This is a genomic window from Aeromonas sp. QDB17, from assembly GCF_027705305.1.
GTDB lineage: Bacteria > Pseudomonadota > Gammaproteobacteria > Enterobacterales > Aeromonadaceae > Aeromonas > Aeromonas caviae.
Window position 1 is genome coordinate 1 of the sequence record NZ_JAPDBP010000040.1, and the last position, 16010, is coordinate 16010.

Sequence of the window (16010 nt, forward strand, 5' to 3'; positions counted from 1 at the left end):
ACCCTGGCGGCACGCCTCAAGTACTTCGAGGCGGTGAGTGGCGGCCTGACCCGTTATCTGCCGCTGACCTTACGGCTACGGGCCAAGAGCACCACCCAGTCCTACCGCACCCCGGTCTACTACGTGGATTTGACTCTGCGGGACGAGCTGACTCTGACGGAGGCGGTCGGTCAGGCACGGCAGGAAGCGATGCTGGATGAGGAGGCGGGACTGACAATCAGCGAGATGGAAGCGGTGGCGCGAGCCTTGCTGCGTAATGGTCAGTTCGAGGACGTGGATGAAGAAGTGCCAATGCTATTGGAAGAGTTTTACCCTCAGGTGGAGGAAGGGGAACATTCGACAGCCGAACCGGCACCGCAAGCGGAGACCAGACCACAGGGTTCGCGAACTCGGGCATCCCCGTTAACCAACAAATTGGGTAAAGGCGCGGCACAGGCACCCGGTGCGCTCTAACTCAGGATTTGGCCAAACGCTCGACCAATAGCTCAAACGTCTCAAGCAGCAATACCCGGTCGGCACTGTCCAGCCGGGCTAGCTTCTGCCCCAAGACTCAACCCTGCTCGGTTGGGCGCGGATGGGTCGCATACATCTTTTCACACCGACTCCAGGGCACCCACAAGGTGCCCTGTTTCGTTTTTATGCCTGACCACAAGGAGTTAACTTCATGTCTCGATTCACCCCAGGCGATCATCTGGTGACCGCTCGCCTCGGTTATACCCACCACGGCCTCTATGTCGGGGGCGACCTCGTTATCCACTACCAGGGGCCTAATCTCGGCCTACCCGGTGAAATCGTGATGACCTCTCTGGATGCGTTTTCCGATGGTAAGCCGGTCTGGTGCAAATTTTGCCCTGTCAGGCGGTATGACCGAACAGCGAGCCTCAAACGTGCCCGTACACGGCTGGGCGAGCATCGATACGATGTGTTGTTCAGTAACTGTGAACACTTCGTGATGTGGTGCATCCACGGTATCCACCACTCGACACAGGTTAGTCAGGTAGCAACGGCGGTGGCGAAAGCGGCCCTTCGTACTCCACAGACTACTATCATTCCCCCAGCTATGACTGTGTTGAGCCGCGAGCGCACAACGTCTGATTACATAACGCTCGCCACCTCTGCTATCACCCTGACCACCCTCGCGACATCGCCAAGCTGGGTCCCCCTGGCAACCGGCGCATTAGCCGTTCACGCAGTCAGCCGCCTCTGGTCCTGGCTCACCGACTGAGCCACTGCCGCTACCTCACACTTTCAAGGAGCACAACCTATGACTATTCCCTTCTACCGGGACGGCTTTGCCCTGCCCGTTTGTCAGGCTCTACTGGCCCTGCTCAGCCAAGAAGCCGAACGTACCGATCTCGATCTGGGGCGCTGCACCCAGCTGACCTTCAACTTCCGTAACCCCGGTTACAGCGCTGAACAGGGTGGCGTCCACCCGGTCGAGATCCGCTTGGTACGTGGTCTTGACGACTGGCTGGTCGATTACGTCACCGATTTCAGTTACCAGGGGCTCGGCCATGATGCCGAGCTCTGCAAGGAGATCGACTTCAACTTCCTCGATGGGGAACACACCATGTTGGGCTGGGGACCGCTGCGGCTGGCCGAAGCGCGGGAATTGTTCGATATCTGGCAAAGCAACTTCATTGCCTACTGCCGGTTGGAATGCTTCAGCGTCACGGTCGCAGGAGATTAGGAGGTCACGATGACCCAAGAATTAGCTCTCTCCCACTACTCACGCCAGTGGCTGGGACGAGTCGCCACCAGCGCCAAGCTAACCCCCACTCGCAGTGGTCAGCGTTGGCTGCTGCACCTGACACCGGATAGCCCACCAGCCCGCACAGTCACCTTGCAAGTGCGTTGGTCTGGCGTGCAGTGGCAACTGCTCTCCCTCACCAATGCCGAGGACTGGCACACCATGAGCCAGCCCGTGGATGAAATCTGTGTGGACCCTAAGCGTCGCTGTTTCTGGCGCAGCCAGGCAGGACCCGTCCCACTCTCTGAGCAACCCCGTGTGTTGGCAAGTTTCCTGGCTGACCTGCAGCGTACCTGCACTAATCACGGTTATCGCGTGGAGAGTGACCCCTTACCGCAAGAGGAGACACACGATGTCCAAACAACCGATAGCCGTTGAGCTGGAAGCCATCAATCGAGAGGGGGAAACTCAGGTGGTGCGTGACAGTGGCCTGACCGTGCAGGACTACAGCGTCTACCTGCGGGCTGTGGAGGGCAGTGGGTTGGCGCTGGCCACCTAGGTAGCTGACTACGACACCATAGGACCGGCCTACCAACTGGCGGAACGGCTGAGCGTTGCGCTCGCTATCCTACTCAACGTACTGGTCCCCGGACCGCTGATGCCGGTGAAGCGCACCCCTACAGCCGGAACAGGAGCAGAAGCCGCCACCAAGGCCAACTGAACACCCCTCACAGTGAACCAACAACCGCTCTACCTTTAACCCTGACATGCTTTATGTGTGCCGGGGTTTTGTTTATTTGGAGAACCCCACATGCGTTACCACAAACTCAAAGCCGGGGAATGCCCCGGCACCTATGTCGTCACCGAACCCGTGACCGAGCAAGACCTGTTGCGTATCGCCAATCAGATTGCTCGCAAGCGTCTTGCCAAAGGCTCCGCCATCACCAGTACCACAGAGGCCGCTGAGCGGCTGCAGACCCTGCTGCAGGACCGGGAGCACGAAGTGTTTGGTGCACTGTTCCTCGACTCCCAACATCGTGTACTGGCCTTTGAGGAGCTGTTTCGCGGCACCTTGGACAGCGCCAGTATCTACCCACGGGAAGTGGTCAAGCGGGCCATACTGCTCAACAGTGGGGCCATCATCGCGGTGCATAATCACCCAAGCGGTGACCCCGAGCCCAGCCACTCTGACCGGGTCTTTACCCAAGCCCTCAAAGAGGCCTTGGCGCTGGTCGATGTGCGATTGCTCGACCATCTGGTGGTCGGTGCTGAGGGCGTAGTCTCGCTGGCTGAGCGAAACCTGCTATGAACCAGACCCCAGGCAAATCTCACCTCACCGCCCTCGACATCCTCCTCGAGCTGCGCTGCTGGCTTGAAGACAACGTCGAGATGCAGGCAGATCCCGCCATCGTGGCCCCCTGCCTAACGGCTACCAGCTCACCCTGCCTAACGGCTACCAGCTCACCCTGGCTGACTGCATCGAGGTCATTGATGTGCTGCTAAATCAGCTGCGCGATTAGCCAATCCGGATCATCAGGTCCAACGCCATCACCCACAAGGCCACCTCACTGCAGGTGGCCTTTTGCATTTCAAGGAACTATGCCCATGTCTGCCTTCATGATCGATCGCAAGGACTACCTTACCTTTGCCGTACAGTTACACCGCTTTTGCAATGCCCCCATGCCACCGCACTACACCCTTGAGTTGCTGCGCACCCTCTGGTGGAACTCATCAATGGAGGTCACCAGTACCTGGACGTGGCGGGTAGACCGGTTAGTGCGACTGATGATGCTCGCCAACCGGCGTGCAGTCTGGCATCGCTATCAGTTAGGACGCCAGCAAGAGCAGAAGGAACCACGCCAGCACTGCTCGACCAAGCTGGGACAGATTAAACCTGCCCACCGTTACCACCAGGCACCACTCACCGATAGCGAGCTGGTGGCGCTGTACAAATTCACCTGCTGCGCCCTGTACCAATCGAGTGAATGGAGTGGGAGCCCTGAACAGGCTCCCCGGCTAGTGAAGATAATCCAGCAGTTGCAGCAAGCGCTGGCGCAAGACGTGCTGACCCGGTTGTCACTGTGGGAGCAAGCCCCTTGGGGAGAGATGTGATGAATCTTTCCATCATTCTGACAGTTACAAGCTCACAACCGAGCTCAACTGCCCATATAGCCCAACGTATCGCCAATGACATGGCACACCTGCATCACAGTCTAGGGGATGGGATCAGCGATGAACTGGGTATCAGCATCAGTTACTAGGTTGAACAGTTTGCGCTGCTGGCAGCGGCTTACCGTTCACCTGCAGAAAGAGAGAAACACCCATGATCGAATTCAACGACAGTTTTAGCCAAGCCGCAGTTGCGGAGGCCATGTGTGCTCACTCAGGGCTTGCCAAGCTCATCAGTCAGCAGTTGATGCTGCCGGGCTTTGCCTATGCCCACGATGTAGAGGGGCGGCGTATTGGTGGCCCTCTGGTGGCCCCCAACCCGGTGCTGCACAAAACCTCGCTCTTTGTCAGTCCACGGGATATGCGTGAGCACCTGCCACGAGAGATTAACTTCGCCCGCTTTCGCTGCGCCTGTAATGCAGCGGGTCAGCCGGTTGGTGAGTGGCAACGGGTAATTGTCGGGGCCTACGTCAACCACGGTAGTAATGACAAGCCGGATTGGAGTAGTCACACCTGAGCCACAGCCACCATCACAAACAAGACTCCATACAGCCCCTCACGCCGAGGGGCTGTTTGCATTTGAAGGAACCCCAACCATGCATGACCTCCGTGATTACAACACCCTGTCCGCTCGGCAGATAACCACTGCCATCGGCCAGCTCAACCACAACACCGCGCCGAAGATAATGACCCACCTAGCATTGCGGACCAAGCAGCCGCACCCGCTCGGAAATGGCCGTAGCAGAGCCAAGGCCCTCAAACTCCTGCGCCGGGCCAAGAAAGCCCACAAGGCGGGCTGCATCCCGTTTGAGCTCACTGTGACCGGCTGCCGCATCGACCGGGGTAGCCATCAGGCAGACCGTTACTACTACGATCGGACACTACTGGCGCAGGGCTGGCAGCAGTATGACACCGAGGAGGATGCCTGGTACTTCGGGATATGGATTCACACCGAGAAGCTGGAGACCTTTACCTATGCCGAGGGGGATACCCTCCATGTGATTGCACCGAATGTTGAGGCGTTTCGTGCCGAACTGGCGCGGCTCTATCAGTACCACCCGCAAGCCCCGGCCTTTATCAGTATCGACCCAGAGGCTGGCATTGTGATCCATTATTTTGAAGCCAAACCGGAGGTGTGAAATGGCGAAAAACATCACCATCAAGGTACCGGGCAAGCACCCGCAAACCGGCGAGCTCACCACCTTCGAGCTCAAGGGCCAGCGCATGGATATCGACATCGGTGGGCAGGCAGTGCCTTTTCTTATTCACGGGAGGGGCATTGGCACCTCTCTCACACACATCCCGAGTGGCTACCGCATCGCACTGCTCGGCGGCTGGCTCACTGCTCGCTACGCAATACCCGAGAATAAACCCAGCAGAACTGCCTGCGCCCAGATGGCCATTGACCGGCTGGTAGCCCAATACGGCTCGCTGCACCTGCTGGACCGGCTCAATTGTAAGCCGATTATCAACGAGATTGCTGACTGCAGTCGTTGACGCCCCACTGTCCCGCTCATCCACAAACAGCATAAAGGGCCAGCCCTCACAGGCTGGCCCTTTGCATCATTGGAGTCACCGAACATGACCCGTCTTATCACCGGGCTCGAGGTGCATCGATATGCCCCCGAGCTCAACAAGCTGCACCTGCGCAACCGCCAGACGTTACCAGCGCCCGGCATCACCACCATCAGGGAAGCCAAAGCTCGCCTGTTTGGCCGCTGGCAGCCAGGACATCAGGTGACCATCACCGTGAGTCACCCTGACTACGTCAATCTCTCCCGACTCTACCGGGGGCGACTGGCCAGTCTGACAGAACTCCCTGAGCACCTAACCAGACTGCGCCAGCGTCACAACGTGCCCGGCACCATCATCGACATTCAAATGAGGTATCGCTAATCATGACCACAACCCACCCCACATGCTCTGCTACACAGCAACCTGAGGCCCCAGCTCTCACACCGCTCCCCAGCATCAGCTGGGGCCTTCCGCGTGGTATCTCTCCACGCTTTGGCGCTCGTCTGATACAGAGCCGCTACCGGCTCGATTTTCTATCCGATCGGGCCAGTCTGATCGGTGAGTGGAGTGAGGCGCAGATAGCCAATCTCGACCAGGCTTTCCCGGAGATCATCAAGGCTCTGGAAGCCAAGCTGCTGACCGGCGAACTGGATGCCCAGCGTCAGCACTGCATCACTATCCAGCACGGCGGCTTTACCTGCGAAGCCGATACCCTTGGCAGCTACGGCTATGTCTATATCGCGATTTACCCCGCGATAAGCGCGGACATCACACACTGCGCAAAGGTGTGATCGCATATCCACTGGTGTCCACACTAACACCGTGGTTATGATTCACTACTGACTCACCCAACTATAAGAGAACCTCTGATCACCTATTACCACATGCCTCTGACTAACTACGCCCAGAACACTCCAACAGCCTGAACACCACCAACTAACCCAGCGTTTTCCCCTTCACTCAATACATCTCTAACCCTGCCGCATCCCTCGCGGTGGGGCGATGGCGTATGGAGCACAATCATGTTGCATCACAAATTGATCGCTGGGGAGATCCCCGGCACCTACCTCGTCACTGAGCTGATTAACGAAGAGGACCTGTTGACTATCGCCAACCAGATTGCCCGTCAGAAACAGGCCAAAGGAGAAGCTATTGCCGACAAACACTTGGCTCAGCAGGCACTACAAACCCTGTTGCAGAGCAGAGAGCATGAAGTATTTGCCATGTTGTTTTGGACAACCAACACCGGGTGCTTGCGTTTGAAGAGCTGTTCCACAGTACACTCAGCAGTGCCTCGGTTTATCCAAGGGAAGTCGTCAAACGCGCGCTGGCACTCAATGCAGCGGCGTTGATGCTGATGCATAACCACCCCTCCGGCCACCCGGAACCCAGTAGAGCTGATATCGAGATCACCCACCGATTGCAGAGCGCTTTGGAGCTGGTCGATATCCGGCTTCTGGATCATCTGGTGGTTGCCACAGAAGGAATAGTGTCGCTTGCGGAGAGAGGATGCTTGGGTTAATCACTCTCGCTGTGGTTCCATTACCATTTTTGCTAAACTGTACCGCTTAATTTCTACCAGAACGTCCGACGATGAAACTGTTAAACACCTACGATGACAAAGATGAAGCCGAAGAAGCGCTGACCAAGATCCTTGGTGAAAAACGCCTGGCCAGTGAAAGAGATAGCACTGTGGTCATTTACAACCTGTTTGGCCAACCTACCTGGGGCAACTTCCATCGTCTTGGCATGTTCAATTTGCCGGAGCTACAGACGATGTTGGAGCAGCGCAAAGCTGGGCATGTTATTGATCAAGCCCGGCACAGCGAAATTTTGAGTATGCTACGCTATGCAGCGAAGTCTTTTGATATCACGCTTCCCGCTCATTGGCTATAAATTAACGCCGGAATATCCGGCGTTAATTTATAGCCCACTTTAAATAGATGTTGCTATTAATCGTTTCACTTATATAAAAATAATCGCATCATTAGCCTGATGATGGACATCTAGGCGAAAATTTGATGTTAAGCGATTCTCATTGAAGTTAATATAAAAAGGAAACCAAGCCGGGTCATTACTAATAGCAGAAAGACTTTTACTTGAGTTTCCTTCTGCTCTCACAGACACTTCCGCCAACCAAGACTTTACATCATCATGAGCGATTGAAATGGGCTTTCGTAACTGATATACACCTTGCTTGGGATTAGACAATAACTCCAAATTGATCAATGTCCTAACAACAAATTGAATACAACGCTTAATAGTTGATGTATCGCCATAGACTTCGGTTATACGCTGCTCCAGCTGCTTGTAGATAAATAAGCCTTCATGCTTAGCCATTTTTCCAATTTGTGCCGTAACATTATAAAAAAATGGATACTTAGCCAGCATCATTCCCCAATGAATCGCAATATTTACCTCACTGTATTCAATAAGCAGTCTACAAGCATCGGCATGAAATGCTTTGGGTACGGAATTTGATTCTGAATCCCAAATTCCAAAGAGCAGGTTTCTAGTCTTATCTTGGGCAACTTTGCTATCAAAGCTGGGCGCAAGTAATACATCAATTTTATTTTTTAATGCTTGGCCGTGAACCCCATTTGCTGACCAAGATGCGGTTTGAACTAGCCAGTCCATCTCTAAATGCCGATTAAATCCAATAGCTGGTTTCATAACTCAATATTCCTTTTTAAAAATTACAATTGAGTTTCCTTGTTGCAGACATTCAAATGCCGACATATCAAGATTGGATAGGTTAATATCAAGATGGAAGGGAAAGAGAGCCTGATCATTCAAGGCATCATCAAGAGCAATACTCTCTTTGCTTGATGAAATGAGCAAAGCATCAAGCAGCCAATTTGCTAGATGACTATTTATGCTGACTCGTTGACTAACAATGGAGTAAGAGGCCGGACTCATATTTCGCTTTAATATGCCTAATTCCATTATGGTTCTTAATACGGCACTTAATGCTCTGCTGGTGGCTTCGGTTTCACCATAAAGCATACTCATACGCCGAAACGCTTGGGCATAAGTAAAAGTATTATTCAGCCTTGATTGTCGGCCGATAAAGCGAGCGACTTCGGCAAAGAACGGCTTTCTCGCAATTAACATGCCCCAATGAATAGGTAAGGAAAATGATTCAGCCTCTTTATGTAATACAATACCTTTATCAAAAAAATTCTTTGTGTAATGGTCTACTGGCTGACTCCACACCGAGGTGAGCAAATTCCGTGCTTTACGGCGGTTTTCTTTGGAAACAATATACGCGCTTAAAAAGTTATCAAGATTATCATTAAGTTGTGCATATTCAGCCCCGTTTGCTACCCAACGAAGAGATTGTTCAAGCCACTCTTTTTCAACATGGCGACAGAAACCGGGAGTTTTAACCATAACTTATTGTTTTCTATTAACTATTATTAATGGAACGATAACCTCGTGGAGACTGATCCCCCCGTGCCCCACAACGACATCACCTTTGCCTTTAAAAGCACAATCAGCATTGGCGAGTAGCGGGTAGGTCGCTTTGGGAAGCCCTAGTTCAGGACCAGGCCATGCTATCACAGATCCATGGCAGGCTTGAGCAGTACTATCACGTAATGCAGGATCGTGGTAGATCCGTACTCGTTCGCCTCTGGTATCAGCTTTCACTCCCTCATTGATATATCCGATTCCCGTCGCTTCCTGGCTGCCATGATCTGAAGTAATGACAATTTCAAAGCCTTTGTCTAATAATTCTGCAATTTTTTCTTTGAAATTCCAGTCGGTTAGCCAGCCATCTACGACCATATTCAAAGCAGACATTCCATTTTTTATACCGTGCATTTGCTCATCAATAAAATTTATGACGAACCCGGCTACTTTAACGCTTGGTGGAGTTATCAACTCTTGCCATGCGTCATTTGATAACGACTCAATTTTTTTGGCATAATTTATTTCTCGTTTGGCGAAACCTTTACCCTGCCAATAATCCAGCCATAGCTGCTCCTCTTTGCTGGTAGTCAGTAAAGACTCTGCAAAGGCAAAAGGTTTCTTGCCAGAGAATAAGGCCTGTCGTGATATTGATGTAATCGTTGGAACCCAAGAGAAACAGGCATGTTCTTCCAAAGATATATTGGCACACAACTGCAAGTGATTACGCAATAATGGCCACTGTCGAGCTCCCATGCCATCTAAAACCAATAAACATATTTTTTTGCCACTATCCACGCGCCGTGATAGCCAATCAGGGACTTTATGCAACATTGCAGGATAGCGAACCGTGGGAGTAGTTTGTAACTTTATAAAATTTAAACGTAGCCATTCCTGAAATAGAAAATCTGCAGTGGTGTTTAATTTCTTTATTTCTTCGAAAAGAGCAGCAACAGGAGGTTGTTTTTTGTTTTCATAAAACAATGCATTCATAATCCCAAGCGAGTGGGATTGCTCAAACCAAAATTCAGTATTAATACTTTCTAACTCACATTTTTCAAAGTAAGCCTTGGCATTTTTCAATAAAAGGCTTATCCGTTCGCGCTCGGTTATCTCAGGCTCTTTAGCTATACCAAACCAGGCCCAATGTCCTGCGGGCAGACCGTCCGCTTTCACCGGTTTGATAATGCCCTCGGCAAACAAGTTGTCAATAAAAACACGAATGTCACTATCTGCAAATGGTACTACAAGTTTCTCGCTTGGCCACGCCGTACTTGCAATAGCATTAGGTAACTCACTATACAGATACATTTCCCATTGTTGCTGCAAGAAATCAAAAAATGCACTCTTGTTTGGAATTAATGCATTAAAGTCCCAGCATTTAAATTTCGGTGAAAGACTGAGCAGGCGAATGAGGCGCTCTTCAATCTGCGTTGGCATCTCAATACCAACGTAGTGTTTTCTGATTAACAGCCTAACAAGGTCTGTATTAGTTTGGATCGTCTCAGGAGCTATGCGATAAATATGGCGAAGTAAGAAGTCGAGGCTGGACTGCAGATTCAGTTTGCCAGGCGTATATAATTTCAGTGCATCCATTGCCGACTGGAGTAACGACGCAGGGAGCAATCTGATGGCCGATAAATCAATGTCTTGAAAAAACTCAGATAAGTGAAAGTTAATTTCACTTGATTCGACCTGAATGTCACAAGGGATAAATAGATCTCCCTCTTGACCCAAACGGATTAAGAGGGAGTTTTTTTTAGTCCGTTTTCTCCATGCTTCATATGTTAGTCGAAGTGCGAGAGGATCCTTGTCATCAAATAAAATTGCATCTTTTTTTTGCAAGGCAGAGGATATTTTAGGCTCAAAGAGCAGTCCATCAGGATCGTTAACGATGTAAACAAACGAACCATCCAAGTTTACTTTTTGAATAACATCATCCTGCCAAGTCATATTCATCCTTTAATTTCAAAAACGGCGTGCAGCATCATGTCCGGAATCGCGTTGCGCTTTTTATCCAGCTCCTGACGCCACAGTGCATATTCACTATTAAGTTGACGCAAACGGTATTGACGAACCTCTGGTAATCCAACGCGCTCTATCGCGCGTTTTCGTGCGTTAAACGAGTATTCGCCTTTCTCATAATGGTTATCTAAATCGGCCTGAGTGGCTGCCAACATGCTCTCGAACATCGCTTTGCCTTCCTGTTGCGCTGCCTGATGTAGCTGGGCATAGACTGACTGATGTTCAGCCGGTGCGGCGGCCAACTCATGAGGCAATATGTCGAACTCTTTACTACAGACCGCATCCCAGACTCGCTGTGACGCAGTAGCATAATACTGACCATTCGGTTTGATATAGACAGGCATGTATTGGCAGCGACGCTCTTGGCCAGCCACCAGGCGGATACTCCACAATGCCCAGTAACCATTGGCTCCTGCCGGTAACGACTTTACCCTGACACAGGGGATCTGTTGTGCTTCACTCCAGACCGGCAATTGGCTACATAGCCCTCTGATCTTGGGGTTTTCCAATGTGAGATGGGTAAGCTCGGGTCGTTGCTGGGCCTCTTTACCCATAAAGGTGACGCCACTCCATGCTGCGCCATCAGGCCAGATTAGAGTATGTCCACCTTCCTGATCCTCAATGAAATCCGTAGATTGCTGCATGCTGCGTTGCCAACGCAAGTAATTGGCAACCATGCTCTGTATCCAATAAGGCAGCGGGTGGTTCAGGGCTTGGCGATAGTCGTCAGCAGATAAGGGATCATCACTGCCAAACAGCGCATCCTGCTGCCGCTTATCGACTGCGCCGTCTCTTAATGTAGCCAAGGCTTTGGCTAGCTCCAGATCCATTAACGCAGGATCCGTGATAGAGGCGATAAACAGTTCATCAAACAGATGATTGGCTGCGGAGGAGTCCAATACATCGCTGGTCTTATCAACACCAAACTCATCCAGGATGATCTGCAACTTGGTCTCGAGAACTTCACGAACCCTGTGCTCGACAGTATCTTCAAGCACGAAATTCAGGGCTCGAACGATGTGCTGTTGGCCGATACGGTCGACGCGGCCAATACGCTGTTCCATGCGCATCGGGTTCCAGGGCATATCGTAGTTCACAATGACATGGCAGAACTGCAGGTTCAAACCTTCACCACCGGCATCGGTGGAGATCAGAATGCGGATGTCACTGGCAAAGGCGGCTTGCACTTTTTTGCGCTCTGCCAGATCCATGGAGCCGTTGAGGCAGACCACACTGATCCCCCGTTCAATAAAGAACTGGGCTAGCATCTCTTGGGTTGGTACAAACTCGGTAAACACCAACATCTTTAGATGTGGGTTACCCTCTTCTTGCTGGAGTCGGTATAACCAATCGAGCAGCGCTTCGGCTTTGGCATCATTTTCGGCATTGACGCACTGCTCCGCTAACGCCAGTAGGCGGCGAACCTCACTCTTCTCATTCTCCAGCGAGGCTTGGCATTGAGCTAATAACTCATCCAACTGGGCTTGACCATCCAGATCGGCCCACTCATCGGCAAAGGCCAGGGGCAACTCCTCTTCAACCCGCTTGTTTTCCAACACATTGAGTCGGCGAGCAAGTGTGCGGGCGATGGCCGCACTGCTGGAGCTTACCAAGCGCTGCATCAGGATCATTAAAAAGCCAATGGCATTTTGCTGTTTGGCTTGCGCCTGGTTGTAACCCTCCTTGATGTACTCGGTGACCTCTTCGTAGAGATGGCGCTGCAAGGCATGCTGATCTTGCCACGCCACGGCAACCAGCTCGGTTTGTCGGGGGTTAAACAGCGGTTTTCCTTCGCCATCAATGGCGATCCGCTTTTCAGTGCGGACCACAAAGGGTTGCACCCGCTCTTGGGTCACAGAGCCCACATCAGGGAAGGCCTCGGCATCCAGCAGTGCCATCAGGCGATGGAAGGCATCGCTTTTGCCTTGGTGGGGGGTGGCGGAAAGCAGCAACAGGTAGGGGGCGGCTTCGGCCAGACCCTGGCCCAGCTTGTAGCGGGCGACCTGATCGGTACTGCCGCCGAGTCGATGGGCCTCATCAATGACGATCAGATCCCACCCGGCGGCCAACAGATCATCAAACCGCAGCTTGTTGTACTCATTGAGCTGTTTGAGTGACCAGCCTTTGCGACTTTCGATGGGCTTGATACTGTCAACCGGACAGACCACCTGATCATGGCGTGACCAGATATTCTCCTGCTCGTGTTGCGGTTTTTGCTCACCGGGCAGCAGCAGCTGAAAGGTCTCATTAAAGTGAGTCTGCATTTCGCTGACCCACTGACTAACCAGCCCTTTTGGCGCACAGACCAAAATGCGCTTGGCCAACCCACGCAATTTCAACTCGCGCATCACCAGCCCGGCTTCGATGGTTTTTCCCAGGCCTACTTCATCGGCAAACAGATAACGCACCTGTTTTTTACTCATCGCCTTGGTGAGCGCCTTGAGCTGGTGCGGTAGCGGGATAACATTTGATTCAATCGGAGCTAACAGTGTATCTTCTTGCTGAGCGTTGGCAATTTTGGCGGCTGTGGCCAAATAGCAGAATGTCTCAACCGTCACCACCGGTTGTGCGGGTCGCTGGCTGAGATTGGCAGCCAGGACCTTGAGTACCACGTCTTGTTGCTGCAACCAGACGCGATAAAACTGCTGGCCCCAAAGGCCAGCGGTTTCGATCACTTTGACATATTGTTGATGGGCCTGACTCCAGGCCCAGTCTCCTACCTGCCACATAGGTTATTACCACTCATCGTCGGTATCGACCTGGCTCAGGGTGACGGCCTGGTCGTAGTACATCAGCAGTACCGGATCTTCTTCCAACACATTGCTTGGCAATTTCTCGGCAACGGTAATCAATGCGGCAAACTCCTGCTGTTCCCAGAGGGTCTTAAAGCCCACCCGCACCGCTTCAATGCGGAACACTTTGAGCTTTTTCTTGGCGGCCTTGTACTCTTCAAACTCTTTAAGCAGCGATCTTTCACGCAGTTTTTCCAAGTCACCCGCTTTATTGGGATCAGGGACATACCAGCGGTCTTTTGCTTTGGCAACTAGGGCGGGATCATTTTTCGCCAGGTTCCTTAGATCTTTCCAATTGCTGGAAAGATAGCTATGGATCTGATCCGGGACTTCATCCTGGCCGTCATAGCAGAGGAAGTTTTGGCTTAGTAACTCGCGCAAATCCAGCATTATCTCATTTTTGCTCCAACCACTAAGTTGTTGCATAAATTGTGGATTAATGTCAGAGAAAGCCTGTGGCTTTACTTTGATAAGTTGACGGAGCCACTGTATGGCAGATGCTTCATCGGAAACGAACATAGCCAGCTGCTTGAATTCACCTGAAATCATCTTCTTTCGGTCGTATTCTGCTACTTGATTTGGTAAAAAATACATACCATCACGCTCAATGAAGCGCTGTGACAACCCGAGTTGGTATTCCTGGCTAGAGAGCGGCACTTGGTAGCCTTTTCGCACATAGTAAGCAACCATCTGGTCAAATAGGATGCGAGAATCACGTTCTGGGATGAAGAGCAGAGAGTTTCCCTGTTGCTTAGTAACTGGTAAATACTCTAAGTGTGTACGGACAAAATCCCACACACCCTCTTCGGTTTGAGCCTCTTTATGGAAGCGCTCTTCAAGGCTACCACTTGGTTTGTATGCTGAAATTACCAAATCTTGTTTAACCGAAGTTGTATTTGTTACAGCATTAAAGCTGCCTTGTTTTTTATCAAGAGCGGATACGTTAGCAACAATAAATCCAGCCTCAACCAAAGCAGTCTGGATGGTGTTCCAAACTGATGCTTTTGTGTTAGAGAATTCAACAGTCAACCATCTCCCTGGCTTCAGAATTCGATATGCCTCGGCAAAGCAACCTGCCATTAACTTTCGATATTCTGTCAGGTCTTTCTCCTGATGCTTGCTGACTACTGCCTCATTAGCTTGTTTCGTAAATACACCAAACCATGCTTCCCATGAAAAATTGAGTTCAGAGTAAGCTAGATTGTCTCCAAATGGAGGATCAATAAATAGGTAGTCAATAGTAGCCGTTTCAATTTGCTTAAGCTCAGTTGAGCTTTGCGAAGAAACAATTTGACGTTGGTTTTCTTTGTGTGAAAGAAATGGCAAGATTCTTCGTAGACATTTATTTTTAAACTGATCTAGAAAGTTTGTCTCTTTTGCTAAAGATGCTATGTACAAAGTTCCTAGGGTAACATTTGATGGAAATGAAACATTAAATCTAAAAGTATTCATCAACGAGTGGCGCATACATGTTGCAGTAAAGGCAAATCGAAGAGCGGCAAGTAAATCTGGGTTTTGTATCTGATTTATCCATTTCCATATATACCCTAAAACAATACTATTTCTATTGGTATAAAGTTCGTGAACATATTTAAAATTTGAGGTACCCGCTCTCCACTTGTCTCCCCATTTCTGAACATCATCCTCTGAATTCATCATCCGATTGGTAGGGAACCAGTATTCGTTAACCTTGTCTACTAATGAATCAATGAATAAAACATCTTGAGAATCTGGTCTTTTTGTAAATTTTTGTCGGCCATTGCTAGCCGCAATAAAAACTGGTATCTGTTTATTACCAATTCTATTAATATTAAGTTTACGATCAAATTGAGTCGTTATTGCATGGTCAAGTTTTGCTTTTGTAAGATTTGCTCCACAGCACGGACAATCAAACTCAGATTTAATTTTTGCTGCTTCGTAATCAACTGCCTCATCCCAAAAAACTATTTCCTCTGCACAGTTGCTACAAATAAATACATCTGACCATATTACATAATCAATTTTTGCCTTCACCCCAGATGGTGATATTGTTTCATACAGGTATCCTATATCTCGTGAAGCATCCTCTAATAACTTCTCAACGGTTTTTTTGAATAGGCCTGGCTCACACTCTGCCAGTAAATTGTAACCATTTGCGATAGAGGTAGCCGCAGGAGAGAGATCACTAATTACTGCTCTTCGAACGCCCAATTTTGAAAATGGCTTCCAAACATTTTTGCCTTCTTCGTCCATCTCTTCCTGCAAAATGGTACCGTCCGCCCCCACTTGATAACCGAGAGATATAACAACTTCGCGGTCACCACACATTTGAGCAGCAACCCCTGTCATCCCCAGGGCGGGATCGCACTTTGTTAATGAAATTTGAACAGGCAGATCGTCTGTGATCTAATCGCGTCTCCATGCAGGAG

17 protein-coding genes and 3 pseudogenes are annotated in these 16010 nt (G+C 50.6%); 14 read left to right on the forward strand and 6 right to left on the reverse strand.

Annotation, left to right across the window (positions count from 1 at the left end; all coding sequences use genetic code 11):
* Positions 1 to 453 (forward strand): annotated as a pseudogene (locus tag OKC41_RS20535) (hypothetical protein); the annotation flags it as partial.
* 1 nt (position 454) lies between these two features.
* On the opposite strand, the pseudogene OKC41_RS21090 reads toward OKC41_RS20535, so the two are convergent.
* Positions 455 to 568: pseudogene (locus OKC41_RS21090) on the reverse strand (transcriptional regulator); the annotation flags it as partial.
* A 96-nt stretch (positions 569 to 664) separates the two neighbouring features.
* On the opposite strand from OKC41_RS21090, the gene OKC41_RS20540 reads away from it, so the two are divergent.
* The 13 genes and pseudogenes from OKC41_RS20540 (at position 665) to OKC41_RS20600 (ending at position 7270) form a co-directional block, all read left to right on the forward strand.
* A complete protein-coding gene (locus tag OKC41_RS20540; RefSeq protein WP_029303605.1) occupies positions 665 to 1225 on the forward strand; it encodes a lecithin retinol acyltransferase family protein in 561 nt (186 codons plus the stop codon).
* A 39-nt stretch (positions 1226 to 1264) separates the two neighbouring features.
* The gene (locus OKC41_RS20545; protein WP_113738894.1) at positions 1265 to 1690 is read left to right on the forward strand and encodes a DUF2787 domain-containing protein; all 426 of its coding nucleotides are present in this window, start codon (positions 1265 to 1267) and stop codon (positions 1688 to 1690) included.
* 9 nt (positions 1691 to 1699) lie between these two features.
* Positions 1700 to 2128: a hypothetical protein gene (locus tag OKC41_RS20550; RefSeq protein WP_113738895.1), complete on the forward strand. Its 429-nt coding sequence runs from the start codon at positions 1700 to 1702 to the stop codon at positions 2126 to 2128.
* Positions 2103 to 2249 (forward strand): hypothetical protein, encoded by a 147-nt coding sequence (locus tag OKC41_RS20555; RefSeq protein ID WP_225159555.1) that lies wholly within the window; start codon positions 2103 to 2105, stop codon positions 2247 to 2249. Before OKC41_RS20550 ends, OKC41_RS20555 begins: the two co-directional genes overlap by 26 nt.
* Before the next feature lie 252 nt (positions 2250 to 2501).
* Positions 2502 to 2999: a DNA repair protein RadC gene (radC, locus tag OKC41_RS20560; protein WP_180911150.1), complete on the forward strand. Its 498-nt coding sequence runs from the start codon at positions 2502 to 2504 to the stop codon at positions 2997 to 2999.
* Between the two features lie 296 nt (positions 3000 to 3295).
* Positions 3296 to 3802, forward strand: coding sequence for a hypothetical protein (locus OKC41_RS20565; protein WP_113738898.1), 507 nt, complete (start codon positions 3296 to 3298; stop codon positions 3800 to 3802).
* Between the two features lie 211 nt (positions 3803 to 4013).
* Positions 4014 to 4376 carry a hypothetical protein gene (locus OKC41_RS20570; protein WP_113738899.1) on the forward strand — a complete coding sequence of 121 codons (363 nt, stop codon included), beginning with the start codon at positions 4014 to 4016 and terminating at the stop codon, positions 4374 to 4376.
* A gap of 79 nt (positions 4377 to 4455) precedes the next feature.
* Positions 4456 to 4998, forward strand: coding sequence for a hypothetical protein (locus tag OKC41_RS20575; RefSeq protein ID WP_180911151.1), 543 nt, complete (start codon positions 4456 to 4458; stop codon positions 4996 to 4998).
* A 1-nt stretch (position 4999) separates the two neighbouring features.
* Positions 5000 to 5356: a hypothetical protein gene (locus OKC41_RS20580; protein ID WP_113738901.1), complete on the forward strand. Its 357-nt coding sequence runs from the start codon at positions 5000 to 5002 to the stop codon at positions 5354 to 5356.
* 84 nt (positions 5357 to 5440) lie between these two features.
* Positions 5441 to 5755 (forward strand): hypothetical protein, encoded by a 315-nt coding sequence (locus OKC41_RS20585; RefSeq protein ID WP_068982303.1) that lies wholly within the window; start codon positions 5441 to 5443, stop codon positions 5753 to 5755.
* Positions 5756 to 5757: 2 nt separating this feature from the next.
* Positions 5758 to 6165: a type IV toxin-antitoxin system YeeU family antitoxin gene (locus OKC41_RS20590; RefSeq protein WP_234915646.1), complete on the forward strand. Its 408-nt coding sequence runs from the start codon at positions 5758 to 5760 to the stop codon at positions 6163 to 6165.
* Positions 6166 to 6396: 231 nt separating this feature from the next.
* A pseudogene (gene radC / locus OKC41_RS20595) lies at positions 6397 to 6896 on the forward strand (DNA repair protein RadC).
* Between the two features lie 71 nt (positions 6897 to 6967).
* Positions 6968 to 7270, forward strand: coding sequence for a hypothetical protein (locus OKC41_RS20600; protein WP_180911157.1), 303 nt, complete (start codon positions 6968 to 6970; stop codon positions 7268 to 7270).
* A 69-nt stretch (positions 7271 to 7339) separates the two neighbouring features.
* On the opposite strand, the gene OKC41_RS20605 is transcribed toward OKC41_RS20600, so the two are convergent.
* Genes OKC41_RS20605 through OKC41_RS20625 form a run of 5 tightly spaced genes read right to left on the reverse strand, consistent with a single transcriptional unit; the run spans position 7340 to position 15930 of the window.
* The gene (locus OKC41_RS20605) at positions 7340 to 8047 is read right to left on the reverse strand and encodes a hypothetical protein (protein ID WP_160882161.1); all 708 of its coding nucleotides are present in this window, start codon (positions 8045 to 8047) and stop codon (positions 7340 to 7342) included.
* Between the two features lie 3 nt (positions 8048 to 8050).
* The gene (locus OKC41_RS20610; RefSeq protein ID WP_180911158.1) at positions 8051 to 8767 is read right to left on the reverse strand and encodes a hypothetical protein; all 717 of its coding nucleotides are present in this window, start codon (positions 8765 to 8767) and stop codon (positions 8051 to 8053) included.
* Between the two features lie 3 nt (positions 8768 to 8770).
* Complete coding sequence (pglZ, locus tag OKC41_RS20615) at positions 8771 to 10738, reverse strand: BREX-3 system phosphatase PglZ (RefSeq protein ID WP_180911159.1); 1968 nt, start codon at positions 10736 to 10738, stop codon at positions 8771 to 8773.
* 2 nt (positions 10739 to 10740) lie between these two features.
* Positions 10741 to 13539, reverse strand: coding sequence for a DEAD/DEAH box helicase (locus OKC41_RS20620; protein ID WP_270672328.1), 2799 nt, complete (start codon positions 13537 to 13539; stop codon positions 10741 to 10743).
* A 6-nt stretch (positions 13540 to 13545) separates the two neighbouring features.
* Positions 13546 to 15930, reverse strand: a complete 2385-nt coding sequence (locus OKC41_RS20625; protein ID WP_270672329.1) for a DNA methylase — start codon at positions 15928 to 15930, stop codon at positions 13546 to 13548.
* Positions 15931 to 16010: the final 80 nt, after the last annotated feature.

Excerpts from the sequence above, each read along its gene's own strand:
- OKC41_RS20540 (WP_029303605.1), top strand. The coding sequence starts at position 665 with ATGTCTCGATTCACCCCAGGCGATCATCTGGTGACCGCTCGCCTCGGT.
- OKC41_RS20545 (WP_113738894.1), top strand. The coding sequence starts at position 1,265 with ATGACTATTCCCTTCTACCGGGACGGCTTTGCCCTGCCCGTTTGTCAG.
- OKC41_RS20550 (WP_113738895.1), top strand. The coding sequence starts at position 1,700 with ATGACCCAAGAATTAGCTCTCTCCCACTACTCACGCCAGTGGCTGGGA.
- OKC41_RS20555 (WP_225159555.1), top strand. The coding sequence starts at position 2,103 with ATGTCCAAACAACCGATAGCCGTTGAGCTGGAAGCCATCAATCGAGAG.
- radC (WP_180911150.1), top strand. The coding sequence starts at position 2,502 with ATGCGTTACCACAAACTCAAAGCCGGGGAATGCCCCGGCACCTATGTC.
- OKC41_RS20565 (WP_113738898.1), top strand. The coding sequence starts at position 3,296 with ATGTCTGCCTTCATGATCGATCGCAAGGACTACCTTACCTTTGCCGTA.
- OKC41_RS20570 (WP_113738899.1), top strand. The coding sequence starts at position 4,014 with ATGATCGAATTCAACGACAGTTTTAGCCAAGCCGCAGTTGCGGAGGCC.
- OKC41_RS20575 (WP_180911151.1), top strand. The coding sequence starts at position 4,456 with ATGCATGACCTCCGTGATTACAACACCCTGTCCGCTCGGCAGATAACC.
- OKC41_RS20580 (WP_113738901.1), top strand. The coding sequence starts at position 5,000 with ATGGCGAAAAACATCACCATCAAGGTACCGGGCAAGCACCCGCAAACC.
- OKC41_RS20585 (WP_068982303.1), top strand. The coding sequence starts at position 5,441 with ATGACCCGTCTTATCACCGGGCTCGAGGTGCATCGATATGCCCCCGAG.
- OKC41_RS20590 (WP_234915646.1), top strand. The coding sequence starts at position 5,758 with ATGACCACAACCCACCCCACATGCTCTGCTACACAGCAACCTGAGGCC.
- OKC41_RS20600 (WP_180911157.1), top strand. The coding sequence starts at position 6,968 with ATGAAACTGTTAAACACCTACGATGACAAAGATGAAGCCGAAGAAGCG.
- OKC41_RS20605 (WP_160882161.1), bottom strand. The coding sequence starts at position 8,047 with ATGAAACCAGCTATTGGATTTAATCGGCATTTAGAGATGGACTGGCTA.
- OKC41_RS20610 (WP_180911158.1), bottom strand. The coding sequence starts at position 8,767 with ATGGTTAAAACTCCCGGTTTCTGTCGCCATGTTGAAAAAGAGTGGCTT.
- pglZ (WP_180911159.1), bottom strand. The coding sequence starts at position 10,738 with ATGACTTGGCAGGATGATGTTATTCAAAAAGTAAACTTGGATGGTTCG.
- OKC41_RS20620 (WP_270672328.1), bottom strand. The coding sequence starts at position 13,539 with ATGTGGCAGGTAGGAGACTGGGCCTGGAGTCAGGCCCATCAACAATAT.
- OKC41_RS20625 (WP_270672329.1), bottom strand. The coding sequence starts at position 15,930 with ATGACAGGGGTTGCTGCTCAAATGTGTGGTGACCGCGAAGTTGTTATA.